The organism is Pseudomonas lactis, assembly GCF_001439845.1.
GTDB classification, from domain to species: domain Bacteria; phylum Pseudomonadota; class Gammaproteobacteria; order Pseudomonadales; family Pseudomonadaceae; genus Aquipseudomonas; species Aquipseudomonas lactis.
In genome coordinates this window covers 305189-320974 of sequence record NZ_JYLO01000007.1, presented here as the reverse complement: position 1 = coordinate 320974, position 15786 = coordinate 305189, and the positions used below count along the sequence as shown (strand labels likewise).

General features: G+C 60.8%; 12 protein-coding genes and 2 pseudogenes. 10 read left to right on the top strand and 4 right to left on the bottom strand.

The window, feature by feature from the left end; all coding sequences use genetic code 11:
• The first annotated feature begins 406 nt into the window (after positions 1-406).
• The gene (locus tag TX24_RS14025; protein WP_057710531.1) at positions 407-2902 is read left to right on the top strand and encodes a LuxR C-terminal-related transcriptional regulator; all 2496 of its coding nucleotides are present in this window, start codon (positions 407-409) and stop codon (positions 2900-2902) included.
• On the opposite strand, the gene TX24_RS14020 is transcribed toward TX24_RS14025, so the two are convergent.
• The gene (locus TX24_RS14020) at positions 2899-3774 is read right to left on the bottom strand and encodes a helix-turn-helix domain-containing protein (protein WP_057710530.1); all 876 of its coding nucleotides are present in this window, start codon (positions 3772-3774) and stop codon (positions 2899-2901) included. The genes TX24_RS14025 and TX24_RS14020 overlap by 4 nt on opposite strands.
• A gap of 136 nt (positions 3775-3910) precedes the next feature.
• Here TX24_RS14020 and TX24_RS14015 point away from each other — a divergent pair, with 136 nt between their 5' ends.
• Positions 3911-4849 carry a DMT family transporter gene (locus tag TX24_RS14015; RefSeq protein ID WP_003194058.1) on the top strand — a complete coding sequence of 313 codons (939 nt, stop codon included), beginning with the start codon at positions 3911-3913 and terminating at the stop codon, positions 4847-4849.
• A gap of 63 nt (positions 4850-4912) precedes the next feature.
• Here TX24_RS14015 and TX24_RS14010 read toward each other — a convergent pair.
• From TX24_RS14010 to norR, 3 genes and pseudogenes are all read right to left on the bottom strand, one after another.
• Positions 4913-5152, bottom strand: a pseudogene (locus tag TX24_RS14010) (helix-turn-helix domain-containing protein); the annotation flags it as partial.
• A gap of 130 nt (positions 5153-5282) precedes the next feature.
• Positions 5283-5522: pseudogene (locus TX24_RS14005) on the bottom strand (helix-turn-helix domain-containing protein); the annotation flags it as partial.
• Positions 5523-5652: 130 nt separating this feature from the next.
• Positions 5653-7200: a nitric oxide reductase transcriptional regulator NorR gene (gene norR, locus TX24_RS14000; RefSeq protein ID WP_003194057.1), complete on the bottom strand. Its 1548-nt coding sequence runs from the start codon at positions 7198-7200 to the stop codon at positions 5653-5655.
• Positions 7201-7347: 147 nt separating this feature from the next.
• Here norR and hmpA point away from each other — a divergent pair, with 147 nt between their 5' ends.
• From hmpA to queC, 8 genes are all read left to right on the top strand, one after another.
• On the top strand, positions 7348-8529 hold the full coding sequence (hmpA, locus tag TX24_RS13995; protein WP_003194056.1) for an NO-inducible flavohemoprotein: 1182 nt from the start codon (positions 7348-7350) through the stop codon (positions 8527-8529).
• Between the two features lie 222 nt (positions 8530-8751).
• On the top strand, positions 8752-9258 hold the full coding sequence (locus tag TX24_RS13990; protein ID WP_003194055.1) for a disulfide bond formation protein B: 507 nt from the start codon (positions 8752-8754) through the stop codon (positions 9256-9258).
• A 794-nt stretch (positions 9259-10052) separates the two neighbouring features.
• On the top strand, positions 10053-10994 hold the full coding sequence (cyoA, locus tag TX24_RS13985) for a ubiquinol oxidase subunit II (RefSeq protein WP_003194054.1): 942 nt from the start codon (positions 10053-10055) through the stop codon (positions 10992-10994).
• Positions 10995-10997: 3 nt separating this feature from the next.
• Positions 10998-13016, top strand: a complete 2019-nt coding sequence (gene cyoB, locus TX24_RS13980) for a cytochrome o ubiquinol oxidase subunit I (RefSeq protein ID WP_003194053.1) — start codon at positions 10998-11000, stop codon at positions 13014-13016.
• A gap of 3 nt (positions 13017-13019) precedes the next feature.
• Entirely contained in the window at positions 13020-13646 is a 627-nt protein-coding gene (locus TX24_RS13975; protein WP_057710527.1) for a cytochrome o ubiquinol oxidase subunit III, read from the top strand.
• Positions 13646-13981 (top strand): cytochrome o ubiquinol oxidase subunit IV, encoded by a 336-nt coding sequence (gene cyoD / locus TX24_RS13970; RefSeq protein WP_003194051.1) that lies wholly within the window; start codon positions 13646-13648, stop codon positions 13979-13981. The genes TX24_RS13975 and cyoD overlap by 1 nt, the downstream gene beginning before the upstream one ends.
• An 11-nt stretch (positions 13982-13992) precedes the next feature.
• The gene (cyoE, locus tag TX24_RS13965) at positions 13993-14880 is read left to right on the top strand and encodes a heme o synthase (protein WP_003194050.1); all 888 of its coding nucleotides are present in this window, start codon (positions 13993-13995) and stop codon (positions 14878-14880) included.
• A 135-nt stretch (positions 14881-15015) separates the two neighbouring features.
• The gene (gene queC / locus TX24_RS13960) at positions 15016-15714 is read left to right on the top strand and encodes a 7-cyano-7-deazaguanine synthase QueC (protein WP_044268318.1); all 699 of its coding nucleotides are present in this window, start codon (positions 15016-15018) and stop codon (positions 15712-15714) included.
• Positions 15715-15786 lie beyond the last annotated feature (72 nt).

Below are 15786 nucleotides of genomic sequence, written 5' to 3'. Positions count from 1 at the left end.
GAGTGGTGGGGCAAGAGCGCTTTGCTTACTTTTGTCTGGGCCGGCATTCCGGCTTTTCGAAAGTGAGCCGCCGTCAGGGCGGAACCCTAGGTGGCCGTTACCTAAATAACGGATATGTACCCGGTCCAACTGTGTTGACTGTTAGGCCGTCTTCGCAGGCAAGCCAGCTCCCACATTTGGACCGCGGCGCGTCAGCTAGATCAGCGTCGGCTATTAGGCCGCCACAGGATCAGCGTCGTACCGAAGTGGTGTAGATACCGATGGCCATCCCAGGCAGCCCAGCTCCCACACTGAATGGTGTCTACCGCGATTTTTATGGTCTTCAATCACCCCGCTGAATACTTCTTCAACAACCGCCAACCACAGGTCTAGGGTGACGCAACAATAAAAACAGCAGGATGCAGCAATGACCGCCATGACCCGCTGCCTGGACCGTCCTGGATGCATGCCACGGCTGTCCGCCCACCACCTGTTGCGTCCGCGCTTGTCACAGCCTTTGCTCGCGGCGCAGGCGCGTGTGAGGTTGCTGTGCGCGCCGGGTGGCTGCGGCAAGAGTGCGCTGCTCGCCGAGTGTGCATTGCAGGCGCCGGCGGGATGCCTGGTTCATTGGATGCCGCTCCATGGCGCAGCACTCAGCCCATTGGAGTTGTGCACACGGCTGGCGCAACAGCTGGGCCTGGTGTTTATCGATGAAGCCACCTTATTGCTCGACCTCAGCCGCTGGCCCAATCCTGCGTGGCTGTTTCTGGATGACTTCTGCCGCCTGCCGGGCCCCGAATTGGACGCGTTGCTCGACCGTCTGCTCAGCGCCAGCAGTGCGCAACTGACGTGGTGGCTGGGTGCGCGGCGGCGCCCGGTGTGCAACTGGCCGCGCCTGTTGCTGGAGGATGAATTGCTGGAGTGCAGTGAGTTGTCGTTCAGCGCTGCGGAGGTCCAGGCGCTGCTCGCCCCAGGGCAGAACGTCGACAGTGTGATGCAATTCAGCGGCGGTTGGTGTGCCGGTGTGCGCATCGCCGCGCTGGGCGATAACCACCCTGATAAGACCTTGCTGGATTACCTGCAACACGAACTCTTCAGCACCTTGTCGGCGCCACTGGCCGAAGCCTGGCGTGTACTGGCTCACTTGCCGCGTTTTAACCTGAGCCTGTGCGAACACCTGTTCGGCTATGGCGACGGCGATCAGTACCTGCGCGAGCTACAGGCGCTCGGGGCGTTTATCCAGCCCTGGGAAGACACCAGCGACTGGCTGCACATCTTCCCGCCGTTGGCGCGCCTGCTGCGCGACGAACCCTGGCCGGCCAAGCGTTCGTGGCACCGCCGCGCCTGCCAGTGGTTCAGCGCCGAGCGCGACTGGCAAGCCGCCTTCGAGCAGGCGTTGCTGGCGCAGGAATATGAAGTGGCGGTGAGCCTGTTGCAGCACTTCAGTTTCGAGGATTTGTTTCGCCAGCAGAACGCCGTGTTGCTGTTACGCCTGCATGAACAGCATGGCGATGAGTTGATGTTGGGTTCCGCGCAGTTGGTGGGGCTGCTCACGGCCGCGTTGTTGTTCGCCGGGCGATTCGAACAGGCGGCCTTGTGCATCGAGCAACTGGCCCGCTTTGCCCCGCAACCGACGGCCGCCGCGCAACGCTATCTGCTGGCGCGCTGGCAGGCGCAATGGGGCTGGTTGCTGCATTTGAGCGGCGATGCCGAACGCTCCCGTGAGCACTTTCTCGAAGCCCTGCAAGCGCTGCCTGACAGCGCCTGGACATCACGGCTGATGTGCCTGTCGGGCCTGACCCAGCAAGCCTTGCTGCGCGGTGAGTTGGAGGCCGCCCAAGGCTTGAACCGTGAAGCGCTGTGCCTGGCCCGGGCTCACGGTTCGCTGGTATTGGAGGCCCTGCTGGAGTTGGACCACGCCCAGTTGCTGGAGCAGCGTGGCGCGCCGTACCGGGCACAGAGCCTATTGGAGAAGGTGCAGGCGATGTTGGCCGGGCAAAGTCTCACCGCCGGGCCGTTGGTGGGGCGTATTGTCCTGCGGCGCGGGCATCTAGCCTTGCGTCAGGGCCAGGACGGTTTGGCCGCTGAATGTTTCGAGGCTGGCTTGAGCATGTGCCTGCAGAGCCAGGACAAGCGCGTGCTGTATGGCTTTCTGGGCCTGGCGCTGTTGGCAGCCAATCGTGGCGACTACGCCCAGGCGTTCATTCAATTGCGCGACGCCGAGCGCCTGATGCAGCAGCGTCAGGTACCCGACACGGTGTACCGCGCGGTACTGCTATTGGTCAGTGGGCACTTCTGGTTGCAGCAAGGCCGCGCTGAATTGACGGTGCAAGCCGTGCGCCGGGTGTTGCGCCACTTTCGCGGGCCTTGCGCCAAGCAGGCACCGCCGGCCACCTTGGAGCTGATCCCGCGCCTGGAGTATTTGCTGGTGCTGGCCGAGGTCAAGCTGGGCTGCGCCGAGCAACCCATTGCGCGGCTCAATGCCTTGCTCGACACCTCACGGCAACGCGGCATGCTTTGCCTGGAAACCGAATTGCACCTGGTGCTCGGTGAAGTGACCTGGCAGCTTGGCGACCCGGCGTTGGCGCGCCGGTCGCTGCAAGCGGGCTTGGCGCTGGCAGAGCGTTGCCAGGTGCAGCAGGCGGTCCGCGAGTTGCGTTTACGCGCGCCGGGGCTTTTGAGTGAGCTGGGCCTGGAGCCCCAGGCCGCGCCTGCCGGGGCGGCGCAAAACCCGCTGAGCCAGCGTGAGCTGGAGGTGCTGCAACTGATCGCGCTCGGCAACTCCAACCTGGAAATCGCTGATCGCCTGTATATCTCCCTGCACACCGTCAAGACGCATGCGCGGCGTATCCACAGCAAACTGGGGGTAGAGCGACGCACCCAGGCGGTGGCCAAGGCGAAGACGTTGGGCTTGATGGTCTAGGCGCAGAATGCCTGGCGGTATTGGCTCGGCGTGGCGCCCATGGCGTGGCGAAAGCGCTGGTTGAAATGGCTGGCGCTGGAAAAACCGCACAGCAAGGCCACCTCACTGATCGCTAAAGCACTGCTGCGCAGCAGGTTTTGCGCGCGCGCCAGACGCCGTGCCAGCAGGTATTGATGGGGCGGCACACCGAAGCTTTGGCGGAACATCCGGGCGAAATGGTATTCGGACAGCGCGCACATGGCGGCCAACTGGCCGAGGCTGATGGCGTCTTCCATATGCTGGTCGATGTACTCTACCAACCGCCGCCGTTGGTGCGCGGCCAACCCGCCTTTCAAGCGCAGGCCTTCGCGGGCGCCGACCTGGCTGAGCAAGGTATGGCTGAGCAGTTCATGGGCCAGGCTGCTCGTCAGCAGTCGCTCGCCGGGCTCGTGCCAGTTGAGGCTGACCAACTGGTGAAAACGCCGGGCCTGGAAGGGGTCTTCAAGGAAGGTGCCCTCACGCAATTGCAACTCCCGTGGCTCACGGTCCAGCAGGGTGACGCAGCCGAGGGCAAATTGTTCCGGGCTGAAATACACATGGGCCAGGCGTATCTCGCCATTGATCACCCACGCCGACTGGTGCTCGGCCGGCAGTATGCACAATTTGTCGGGGCCGCCCTTGGTGCCTGGCCGGTCACGGCGAAAGGTGCCCGTGCCGCCGCCGATATAACAGGACAAGGTGTGATGGCTGGGCGCCTGGTAGTCCTGGGCATCGTGGTGGTTGCTCCACACGGCCGCAGACAAACCGTCACCGAGCTCGGCGCAGGCTTCCAAGCGTGCGTGAGGCGAGCGGTTGAGGGATTGAAAGACGTGCAGCGATTCCAGCTCTGGCATGGTGTGTTCTCCGACGTCTTGCATCCTACTCCCGGCGGCGGGCGCTGTGAGCCCATCGCCCGACAAAAGCGCAAGAATGTGCAAGAACCTCAGGGTGGTTGAAGGCAACACTGTGGCTCAAACGACGGAGCCTGCTATGAACCTCTTCCTGTATTTACTCACGGTGCTGATTTGGGGCACCACCTGGATTGCGCTCAAATGGCAGCTGGGCGTGGTGGCGATTCCTGTGTCGATTGTCTATCGCTTCGGCCTGGCCGCTCTGGTGCTGTTCGTGCTGTTGCTGCTCAGCCGCAAGTTGCAGGCGATGAACCGGCGCGGGCACCTGATCTGCCTGGCGCAGGGGCTGTGCCTGTTCTGCGTCAACTTCATGTGCTTTCTCACCGCCAGCCAATGGATCCCCAGTGGCCTGGTGGCGGTGGTGTTCTCCACGGCGACCTTGTGGAACGCGCTCAATGCCCGGGTGTTTTTCGGCCAGCGGGTGGCGCGTAACGTGCTGATGGGCGGCGCGCTTGGGCTGCTGGGGCTGGGCTTTTTGTTCTGGCCGGAGCTGGTTGGGCATACCGCCAGCCCGCAAACCTTGTTGGGCCTGGGCTTGGCCCTGCTGGGCACCCTGTGCTTCTCGGCGGGCAACCTGTTGTCTAGCCTGCAACAGAAGGCCGGGCTCAAGCCGCTGACCACCAATGCCTGGGGCATGGCCTATGGGGCGGCGATGTTGGCGACCTATTGCGCGGTGCGTGGCATTCCCTTCGAGATGGACTGGAGTGCACGGTATATCGGTGCGCTGTGGTACCTGGTGATCCCGGGCTCGGTGATTGGTTTTACCGCTTACCTCACCCTGGTGGGCCGCATGGGGCCGGAGAAAGCGGCGTATTGCACGGTGCTGTTTCCGGTGGTGGCGCTGAATGTGTCGGCAGTGGCTGAGGGGTACCAGTGGACGGCGCCGGCGTTGATGGGGCTGGTGCTGGTGATGTTGGGGAATGTGCTGGTGTTTCGTAAGGCCCGTGCGCTCGATTGTTCCCACGCTCTGCGTGGGAATACCGCTCGGGACGCTCCGCGTCCGCTCTCGAGGCCATGACGCGGAGCGTCGGGTGAGGCATTCCCACGCGGAGCGTGGGAACGATCAACGGAGGTGCCCGCTTTATTTGAGGCCTAGCCGCTTGGCCATGCGCCCCAGGTTGGCGCGGTCCAGGCCCAGTTCGCGGGCGGCGCTGGCCCAGTTGTGCTGATGGCGTTCCAGGCAGGCGCTGATGAGTTGGCGCTGGTAGTGCTCGGTGGCCTGGCGCAGGTCGCCGCTGACCATGGTCAGGGCTTGGGCCGGTGCTTCTTCGGCCACCGCCGCAGTCACGTCGGGCAAGTCCAGGTCCAGGGCGCTCAGGCTCGATTGTTCCCACGCTCTGCGTGGGAATACCGCTCGGGACGCTCCGCGTCCGCTCTCGAGGCCATGACGCGGAGCGTCGGGTGAGGCATTCCCACGCGGAGCGTGGGAACGATCAACGGAGGTGCCCGCTTTATTTGAGGCCTAGCCGCTTGGCCATGCGCCCCAGGTTGGCGCGGTCCAGGCCCAGTTCGCGGGCGGCGCTGGCCCAGTTGTGCTGGTGGCGTTCCAGGCAGGCGCTGATGAGTTGGCGCTGGTAATGCTCGGTGGCCTGGCGCAGGTCGCCGCTGACCATGGGCAGGGCTTGGGCCGGTGCTTCTTCGGCCACCGCCGCAGTCACGTCGGGCAAGTCCAGGTCCAGGGCGCTCAGGCTCGATTGTTCCCACGCTCTGCGTGGGAATACCGCTCGGGACGCTCCGCGTCCGCTCTCGAGGCCATGACGCGGAGCGTCGGGTGAGGCATTCCCACGCGGAGCGTGGGAACGATCAACGGAGGTGCCTGCTTTATTTGAGGCCCAGCCGCTTGGCCATGCGCCCCAGGTTGGCGCGGTCCAGGCCCAGTTCGCGGGCGGCGCTGGCCCAGTTGTGCTGGTGGCGTTCCAGGCAGGCGCTGATGAGTTGGCGTTGGTAATGCTCGGTGGCCTGGCGCAGGTCGCCGCTGACCATGGGCAGGGCTTGGGCCGGTGCTTCTTCGGCCACCGCCGCAGTCACGTCGGGCAAGTCCAGGTCCAGGGCGCTCAGGCTGAGAATCTTCGGGCGCTCGCGGCAGTTGCCCAGGGCTTTCAACGCGCTGCGTCCGATCAAGTGCTCCAGCTCGCGCACATTGCCCGGCCAGCTGTAGGCCAGCAGGGCCGCCTGGGCATCAGTGGTCAGGCGCAGGCTGCCCAGGCCCATGCGCGAACGGTTCTGTTCGAGGAAGAAGCCCGCCAACAGCAGCACATCACGCCCGCGCTCGCGCAGCGCTGGCACTTGCAGCGGGTAGACGCTCAAACGGTGGTAGAAGTCGGCGCGGTAGCGGCCATTGCGCACCTCTTCGGCGAGGTCGCGGTTGGTGGCGGCAATCAGGCGCACGTCCACCTGGTGCTCCTTGTCCGAGCCCAGTCGCTGTAACTGGCCGCTTTGCAGCACGCGCAGCAACTTGGCCTGCACGGTCAACGACAACTCACCCACTTCATCCAGAAACAAGGTGCCGCCATTGGCCAGTTCGAACTTGCCCCGGCGCTCGTTCAACGCGCCGGTAAAGGCGCCGCGCACATGCCCGAACAGTTCGCTTTCGACCAAGGTCTCGGGCAGGGCGGCGCAGTTGAGGCTGATCAGCGGTTTGTCGGCGCGCGAAGAGGCGGCGTGGATCGCCTGGGCCACCAACTCCTTGCCGACCCCGGTTTCGCCGGTGATCAGCACGGTCAGGTCGCTGCCGCCGACCAGCTTGATTTCCTCGACCAGGCGCTTGTGCGCTTTGCTCTGGCCGATCATTTCCTTGTGCTGCTGGCCGCTGGCCTGGCGATAGATCTCGGCGCGCTGGTGCTCGTCTTCGGCCCGCAGCGCCAGGCGCTCGATGCGCTCAGCCACGTTGACGGTGGCCGCGGCGAGGCTGGCGAAGGCTTGCAGGGCGTCCAGTTCGACCCGTTCAAACCGCTCGGTATCGAGGGCGTCCAGGGTCAGCAGGCCCCAGGGCTGGTCGTCGATAAACAGCGGGCAGCCCATGCAGTCGTGGACTTCCAAGTGGCCGTGCAAGCCGGCGACCAGGCCGTCATAAGGGTCGGGCAATTCGCTGTCACTGTCGAAGCGGGTAGGGCCGGGGCTGCTCAGCAGGATCTCGAAGCGCGGATGTTCGCTGACCTTGAAGCGTCGGCCCAAGGTATCGGCGCTCAAGCCGTCCACCGCCAACGGCACCAACCACTCGCCATCCAGGCGTAACAACGCGGCGGCGTCGCAGGGCAGCAGGGCGCGCATGGCTTGCAGCAGGCGTCGGTAGCGCTCGCCTTCGGGCAAGTCCCGGGACAGGTCAGCGACCAACGGAAGCAAGGTGGTGAGCAGGGGTTGTGCAGTCATACTGACTCCTTGTAGTCCTTATGACTATAAAGTCTAGGAGGTCATACTGACTACAGAATATTTAACTCGTTGAAATTAAAGGATTTATAAGTTGGCATGATTGCTGACTGCTTTAAGGCAATCAGTAAGAAGACCCAGGAGTCTCCCATGCTTAGTGCCCAAGACCGTGCAATCATCAAATCTACCGTGCCCCTGCTGGAAAGTGGCGGCGAAGCGCTGATCACCCATTTTTATCGCATGATGCTGTCCGAGTACCCCGAGGTGCGCCCGCTGTTCAACCAGGCCCACCAGGCCAGCGGTGACCAGCCTCGCGCCCTGGCCAATGGCGTGCTGATGTACGCGCGGCATATCGACCAGTTGGACCAACTGGGCGATCTGGTGGCCAAGATCATCAACAAGCACGTGGCCTTGCAGATTCTGCCGGAGCATTACCCCATCGTTGGGGCCTGCCTGCTGCGGGCTATTTCCGAAGTGCTGGGCAGCGAGATTGCCACCCCCGAGGTCATGAGTGCCTGGGGCGCGGCCTACGGCCAGTTGGCGGACATTCTGATCGGCGCCGAAGCGGCCATCTACGACGAAAAAGCCCAGGCGCCCGGCGGCTGGCGGGGTGCGCGGCCGTTCCTGTTGGTCAAACGCGTGGAGGAGAGCGACGAGATCATCTCCTTCTACTTCGCCCCGGTGGACAACGGCCCGATCCTGGCCGCAGCGCCCGGCCAGTACATCGGCCTGAAACTGGTACTCGATGGCGAAGAGGTGCGTCGCAACTATTCCCTGTCGGCCCTCACTGACACCGGGATGTACCGCATCAGCGTCAAGCGCGAAGCGGGTGGGCGGGTCTCCAATTACCTGCATGACCAGATGCACGTCGGCGCGACCATTGACCTGTTCCCACCGTCGGGCGAGTTCACCCTGGCCGCCAGTGATAAACCGCTGGTGCTGATCAGCGGCGGGGTAGGCATTACGCCCACACTGCCGATGCTCGAAGCCGCCCTGGCAACCGAACGCCCGGTGCACTTCATCCACTGCGCTCGTAACGGCGGGGTACATGCCTTCCGTGATTGGGTGGACACCCTGGCGGCCCAGCATCCGCAGCTCAAGCGTTTCTACTGCTATGCCGAGGATGACGGCATCAGCCCGGCGGCAGACAAGGTCGGCATGCTCAACCAGGAGCAACTGGCGGCCTGGTTGCCCGAGCAGCGTGATATTGATGTCTACTTCCTGGGGCCCAAGGGCTTCATGGCGGCGGTTAAGCGGCATCTCAAGGCGCTGGGTGTGCCGCAGAAGCAGGCGCGCTATGAGTTCTTTGGGCCCGCGGCGGCGCTGGAATAGAGTTTGGCCAGTTGACCGTATCGGCATCATCGCGGGCAAGCCCGGCTCCCACAGAGGATCGCATTCCAATGTGGGAGCCGGGCTTGCCCGCGATGGCGTCCGCACAATCGCTACATTTGCCACGATTAATCCGCTGTTAACCCCTCTCTGTTTTAACCACTGCCTGTGTGTAAACTTGTTGCCATCAGGCACAACCATAATCAGAGAAAGGGAAAAACGGGGATGATTGACGACATGCGTTTAGGCAGGGAGCGGCGCTTTCTGGTGTTGCTGGGCATCATCTGCCTGGCGCTGATTGGCGGGGCGCTGTACATGCAAGTGGTGCTGGGCGAAGCACCGTGCCCGCTGTGCATTCTGCAGCGCTACGCCTTGCTGCTGATTGCGCTCTTCGCGTTCATCGGCGCCGCCATGCGCACCAAGGGCGCGCTGACGTTCTTTGAAGGGTTGGTGGTGCTCAGCGCCTTGGGTGGCGTGGCTGCGGCCGGCCATCACGTGTACACCCAGTTCTTCCCCCAGGTCAGCTGCGGTATCGATGTGTTGCAACCGATCGTCGACGACCTGCCCCTGGCCAAGGTGTTTCCCCTGGGCTTCCAGGTCGACGGCTTCTGCAGCACCCCCTACCCACCGATTCTCGGCCTGTCTCTGGCCCAATGGGCACTGGTGGCATTCGTGCTGACGGCGATCCTGGTGCCCCTATGCATCTATCGCAACCGTCACCCCAAAGCCTGAGTCGCCGAGCCTGCCAAACGCTCCGTTCCTTTTGAATGAAGGCCGGAGCGTTTTTGTTTGTAGGGATTTGTGAAAGCACCGTGACGAGGGGAAACGGAAGGTGCGCGCAGCGTGCGACATGTTGTCACACGGACGCTGTCGCAGGACGTTTCTGACCCGCCGAATCAGCCCTTAAATTTGCACCCGGCGCACAAATTGTGCTGTCAGTTCGTGGTTCGTGCGGAGGCCCGATTTGTGTGCGGCCCCAACCCCTGCTGCCTCTATGAATGCCTTGTTTTATGGGGACTTGGACGGCATCCGCATGCCCTTACAAGCCGTAAGGGAAGTGGCACTGTGCCCAATAACACGGCAATTTTTGTGGTTTTTGTTGAGAATCGAACACGATAAGATCGCGAATCTTTGCAACTTTGGTGAAGGATTGTTGCTGGAATCGATAAAAATTATTTCTTTATAAGACATGGTTTATACATCGCTAGCTAACTACAATCGCCCGCACTGAATGTCCGGTGCTGTTCAATATTTGAGCATTGGAGCGGTCGAGGAGCAGATGGAAGGCTCAATGCGACCCCAGGTTCCGGCAGCCTTTCAACTATCCGCACCAAATGGAATTGGTCTGTAACAAGGCCTTTAGCCACGAAATCGAATAAGAACTCACTGCAGGTCCGTGAAACGTACAGTCATGACGTGTCGGGCAGGCTCTTATTCAATCGAAGAGAAATGCCAACCCTTGGCAGGGTGAAGTGTTGGCGATCAAAACCCAACTGCATTGCGCAAGCTGCTTTAGAGGTCGTGAGATGAGTAAAAACAGGTACCCCCGATTACTAGGCTTTTTGCCGCTGCTTGGCATGATGTTAATGCTGGGAGGCTGCAAGTGGACCTTGCTCGACCCAAAAGGACAGGTCGGTCTGGATGAACGAAACCTGATCATCACCGCTACCCTGCTGATGCTGCTGGTTGTGGTGCCTGTGATCGTGATGACCTTCGCCTTCGCCTGGAAATACCGCGCGTCCAACACCAGCGCGACCTACGCGCCGAAGTGGTCGCACTCCACCAAGATCGAGATCGCGGTGTGGCTGGTTCCGATCCTCATCATCATCGCCCTGGGTTACATCACCTATAAGTCGACCCACGCGCTGGACCCGTACCGTCCGCTGGAATCCGACGTCAAGCCTGTGAACATCCAAGTGGTCGCGCTGGATTGGAAGTGGCTGTTCATCTACCCGGACCTGGGTATCGCCACTGTCAACGAGATCCGCTTCCCTGAGCACACCCCGCTTAACTTCCGGATCACCTCCGACGCCGTGATGAACTCGTTCTTCATCCCTGCACTGGGTGGCCAGATCTACGCGATGGCAGGCATGCAGACCCGCCTGCACCTGATCGCCAACCAGAAAGCTGAAATGGAAGGCATCTCCGCCAACTACAGCGGCGCTGGCTTCACCGGCATGAAATTCAAAGCGATCTCGACAAGCCAGGAAGATTTCGACGCCTGGGTAGCTGCAGTCAAGGCCGCACCTAAACAGCTTGATCAAGCTGAATACGACGCTCTGACCAAACCGAGCCAGAACAACCCTGTCGCCTTGTACTCCGCGTATGAGCCGGACCTGTTTCAGAAAATCGTCGACAAGTACGAAGGTATGAAGCCAGGCAAGCCGGTCAAGCACGAGAAGAAAGAAGTGGCCGTGGTTGAAGGTTCTGATACGGGCGCGCATTCAACTGCTGGGGCAGAGGAGTAAACGATGTTTGGTAAATTAAGTTGGGACGCGGTCCCATTCCACGAGCCGATCGTAATGGTGACTATCGCCATGATCGCGCTGGGTGGTTTGGCGCTGGTTGCGGGTATCACCTATTTCAAGAAGTGGTCCTACCTGTGGACCGAGTGGTTGACCTCGGTCGACCACAAGAAAATCGGCGTCATGTACGTCATCGTTGCCATGGTCATGCTGCTGCGTGGTTTTGCCGACGCCATCATGATGCGTACCCAGTTGGCCATGGCCACCGAGGGTTCGCCTGGCTACCTGCCACCTGAACACTATGACCAGATCTTCACCGCCCACGGTGTGATCATGATCATCTTCATGGCGATGCCTTTCTTCACCGGCTTGATGAACCTTGCCTTGCCGCTGCAGATTGGTGCGCGTGACGTTGCCTACCCGTTCCTGAACTCCCTGAGCTTCTGGCTGCTGGTGTCCGGCGTGGTGCTGATCAACGTTTCCCTGGGCGTCGGCGAATTCGCCAAGACCGGTTGGGTTGCGTATCCGCCATTGTCGGGGCTGCAATACAGTCCGGGCGTGGGTGTGGACTACTATATCTGGGCGCTACAGTTATCAGGGCTCGGGACGACATTGACGGGGGTCAACTTCCTGGCCACCGTCCTGAAAATGCGCGCCCCTGGCATGAAACTGATGGACATGCCGATCTTCACTTGGACTTGCACCTGGGCAAACGTACTGATCGTGGCTTCGTTCCCGATCCTGGCCGCTACCATGGCGCTGTTGTCGCTTGACCGTTACCTGGATTTCCACATTTTCACCAATGAACTTGGTGGCAATCCAATGATGTACGTGAACCTGTTCTGGGCATGGGGTCACCCTGAGGTGTACATCCTGATCCTGCCAGCGTTCGGTATCTTCTCTGAAGTGATCTCGACCTTTACCGGCAAGCGCCTGTTCGGTCACCACTCGATGGTCTACGCATCGGGCGCGATCTCCGTACTGGGCTTCATGGTGTGGCTGCACCACTTCTTCACCATGGGTTCGGGGGCCAGCGTCAACGCCTTCTTCGGCCTGGCGACGATGCTGATTTCCATCCCGACGGGGGTGAAGCTATTCAACTGGCTGTTCACCATCTACCACGGTCGTCTGCGCATGACCAGCCAGGTCCTGTGGACCCTGGGCTTCATGGTGACCTTCGCCATCGGCGGCATGACCGGCGTACTGCTGGCCATCCCGGGTGCTGACTTCGTGCTGCACAACAGCCTGTTCGTGATCGCCCACTTCCACAACGTGATCATCGGTGGCGCGGTATTCGGCTACATCGCTGGTTTCAGCTTCTACTTCCCGAAAGCGTTCGGCTTCAAGCTGCACGAAGGCTGGGGCAAGGCTGCGTTCTGGTTCTGGATCTCGGGCTTCTTCGTCGCGTTCATGCCGCTCTATGCACTGGGCTTCATGGGCATGACCCGTCGTCTGAACGCCACCACCAACCCTGAGTGGGTACCGTACCTGTACGTTGCCATGTTCGGTGCGGTGATGATCGCTGTGGGTATCGCCTGCCAGCTGATCCAGCTGTACGTCAGCGTGCGTGATCGCAAGCAGAACATGTGCGAATCCGGCGACCCATGGAACGGCCACACCCTGGAATGGTCGACTTCGTCGCCACCACCGTTCTACAACTTCGCCGTGATCCCTACTGCGAACACCATTGATGCGTTCACCGAAGCCAAGGAAGACGGTACTGCGTACCAGAAGCCCAAGCACTACGAACCGATCCACATGCCAAACAACACCGCCACTGGCGTGGTGATGGGTGCGCTGTTGACCGTGTTCGGTTTCGCGATGATCTGGCACATCTGGTGGCTGGCAATCGCGAGCCTGGTGGGCACTATCGGTTACTTCATCATTCACGCTGCCCGTGATGATCAAGGCTACATGGTGCCGGTCGAAACGATCGAACGCATCGAAGCCGAGCAGCACGCTCGCCTGGTAGCCGAGAAGAAGATCCCGGCCAACCGTGTAGAAACCTCGTTGGAACAGGCTTAAACCATGTCGAACTTAGTGACCAATGCTGGACACGCCCATGTCGATGACCATGGGCACGATGACCACCACCACGACTCGGGGCCGATAACCGTCTACGGTTTCTGGCTCTACCTGATGACCGACTGCATCTTGTTTGCGTCGATCTTCGCGGTGTACGCGGTACTGGTAAACAACGTAGCGGGTGGCCCGTCGGGCCACGACATCTTCGAACTGCCTTACGTGCTCGGCGAAACCGCCTTGCTGTTGTTCAGTTCGATCACCTACGGCTTCGCCATGTTGGCCTTCTACAAGGGCAACAAGAAGGGCGTACTGAGCTGGCTGGGCCTGACCTTCCTGTTCGGCCTGGGCTTCATCGGCATGGAGATCAACGAGTTCCACCTGCTGATCTCCGAAGGCTACGGCCCGCACCGTTCCGGTTTCCTGTCGGCGTTCTTCACGCTGGTCGGCACCCACGGTCTGCACGTAACCGCAGGTTTGCTGTGGATGGCGGTGATGATCTATCAGGTCAATAAGCACGGCCTGACCAACACCAACAAGACCCGCCTGAGCTGCCTGAGCCTGTTCTGGCACTTCCTGGACGTGGTCTGGATCTGCGTATTCACCGTCGTTTACTTGATGGGGACTCTGTAATGGCTAATGCACACTCCCATGACAGCCACGATTCAAGCCATGGCAGCGTAAAGTCTTACGCCATCGGCTTCATCCTGTCGGTCATCCTGACCCTGATCCCGTTCGGCCTGGTGATGTACCCAACCTTGCCGAAGTCGATCACCTTGATGATCGTCCTGGCGTTCGCGGTGATTCAGGTGCTGGTTCACCTGGTGTACTTCCTGCACCTGGACCGCTCCAAAGAGCAGCGCGAGAACGTGATCGCGTTTGTGTTCGCAGGCCTGGTGATCGTTCTGCTGGTTGGTCTGTCGCTGTGGATCATGTTCAGCATCCACACCTACATGATGGCGAAGTGAGGTAAGACCCGATGTCGCTTAAGCACTTTATCCAAATCACCAAACCGGGGATCATTTTCGGTAACGTGCTTTCTGTGGCGGGCGGTTTCTTCCTGGCCTCCAAGGGACATGTCGATCTGGCCATCTTCCTGGCGGCAATGATCGGTACGTCCCTGGTGGTTGCTTCCGGTTGCGTATTCAACAACTGCATCGACCGTGACATCGACATCAAGATGGAGCGCACCAAGAATCGCGTGCTGGTCCAGGGCCTCATCTCCCTGAAGCTGGCACTGATCTATGCGACCGTCCTGGGTGTTGCCGGTGTGGCCCTGTTGTACAAGGTGGCCAACCCGTTGGCGGCGCTGTTTGCCGTGATCGGTTTTGTCATCTACGTCGGTCTCTACAGCCTGTACCTCAAGCGCAAGTCGGTTCACGGCACGCTGGTGGGCAGTCTGTCGGGGGCGATGCCGCCGGTGATTGGTTATGTGGCTGTGACCAATAGCTTCGACATGGCCGCGCTGACGCTGCTGGTGATGTTCAGCCTGTGGCAGATGCCGCACTCCTACGCCATCGCGATTTTCCGCTTCAATGACTACCTGGCTGCGTCGATTCCGGTATTGCCGGTCAAGCGTGGCATCCAGGTGGCCAAGAAACACATCCTGCTCTACATCCTGGCCTTCCTCGTGGCGACCTTGATGTTGACCTTCAGTGGCTACGCCGGCATGAGCTACCTCGCCGTCGCCGCCGCCATGGGCATGTACTGGTTGTACATGGCCTGGACCGGCTACAAGGCTGTGGATGACACCGTCTGGGCGCGCAAGCTGTTCGTGTTCTCGATCTTCACCATCACCGCGCTCAGCGTGATGATGTCCCTGGATTTCCAAGTGCCGAAAGAGCTGTTGCTGACCTACGCCCACTGAGTGGTCTTGCAGTAAAAAAAGCCCCGCCTTCGAAAGTCGCGCGGGGTTTTTTATTGAGCGCTGCGTTATCGTTGACGTTTTTCGCGAGCGAGCGCGCTCCTACCTCCCAATTCTACAAATGCAGGAAGCAATGCAATGAGTAAAAAAGCCGTAATGGTCTTCAGTGGCGGGCAGGATTCGACCACCTGCCTGATCCAGGCCCTGCCGCTGTATGACGAAGTGCACTGCATTACCTTTGATTACGGCCAGCGCCATGTGGCAGAAATCGAAGTGGCCCAGAAATTGGCCAAGCAGTTGGGTGCCACTGTGCACAAAGTGATGGATGTGTCCCTGCTCAATGAGCTGGCAATCAGCAGCCTTACCCGTGACAACATTCCGGTGCCGACCGTGAACAGCTCGGGTGAAAGCCTGCCGAGCACCTTTGTGCCGGGGCGCAACATCCTGTTCCTGACCCTGGCTGCGATCTACGCCTACCAAGTCAAGGCCGAGACCGTCATCACCGGCGTGTGCGAAACCGACTTCTCTGGCTACCCCGATTGCCGGGATGAGTTTGTCAAAGCGCTGAACCAGGCCCTCAAGCTGGGCATGGAATACGACGTGCGCCTGGACACGCCGTTGATGTGGCTGAACAAGGCCGAGACCTGGGCCCTGGCCGATTACCACGGCCAACTGGAGCTGGTGCGCGAGCAGACGCTGACCTGCTACAACGGCATCATCGGTACCGGCTGCGGTGAGTGTGATGCGTGCAACCTGCGCGCTCGGGGCTTGAATGACTACCTGCAGAACAAGACACCTGTCATGCAGAGCCTCAAGCACAAGTTGCAACTCAAATAACCCTTGTAGGAGCGAGCTTGCTCGCGAAAAACCTGAGAGCGCCGCGTTCCACCAGATGCGCTGCGTGATCGT

Excerpts from the sequence above, each read along its gene's own strand:
- norR (WP_003194057.1), bottom strand. The coding sequence starts at position 7,200 with ATGACTGCACAACCCCTGCTCACCACCTTGCTTCCGTTGGTCGCTGAC.
- TX24_RS14020 (WP_057710530.1), bottom strand. The coding sequence starts at position 3,774 with ATGCCAGAGCTGGAATCGCTGCACGTCTTTCAATCCCTCAACCGCTCG.
- cyoB (WP_003194053.1), top strand. The coding sequence starts at position 10,998 with ATGTTTGGTAAATTAAGTTGGGACGCGGTCCCATTCCACGAGCCGATC.
- TX24_RS14015 (WP_003194058.1), top strand. The coding sequence starts at position 3,911 with ATGAACCTCTTCCTGTATTTACTCACGGTGCTGATTTGGGGCACCACC.
- TX24_RS14025 (WP_057710531.1), top strand. The coding sequence starts at position 407 with ATGACCGCCATGACCCGCTGCCTGGACCGTCCTGGATGCATGCCACGG.
- TX24_RS13975 (WP_057710527.1), top strand. The coding sequence starts at position 13,020 with ATGTCGAACTTAGTGACCAATGCTGGACACGCCCATGTCGATGACCAT.
- hmpA (WP_003194056.1), top strand. The coding sequence starts at position 7,348 with ATGCTTAGTGCCCAAGACCGTGCAATCATCAAATCTACCGTGCCCCTG.
- TX24_RS13990 (WP_003194055.1), top strand. The coding sequence starts at position 8,752 with ATGATTGACGACATGCGTTTAGGCAGGGAGCGGCGCTTTCTGGTGTTG.
- cyoD (WP_003194051.1), top strand. The coding sequence starts at position 13,646 with ATGGCTAATGCACACTCCCATGACAGCCACGATTCAAGCCATGGCAGC.
- cyoA (WP_003194054.1), top strand. The coding sequence starts at position 10,053 with ATGAGTAAAAACAGGTACCCCCGATTACTAGGCTTTTTGCCGCTGCTT.
- queC (WP_044268318.1), top strand. The coding sequence starts at position 15,016 with ATGAGTAAAAAAGCCGTAATGGTCTTCAGTGGCGGGCAGGATTCGACC.
- cyoE (WP_003194050.1), top strand. The coding sequence starts at position 13,993 with ATGTCGCTTAAGCACTTTATCCAAATCACCAAACCGGGGATCATTTTC.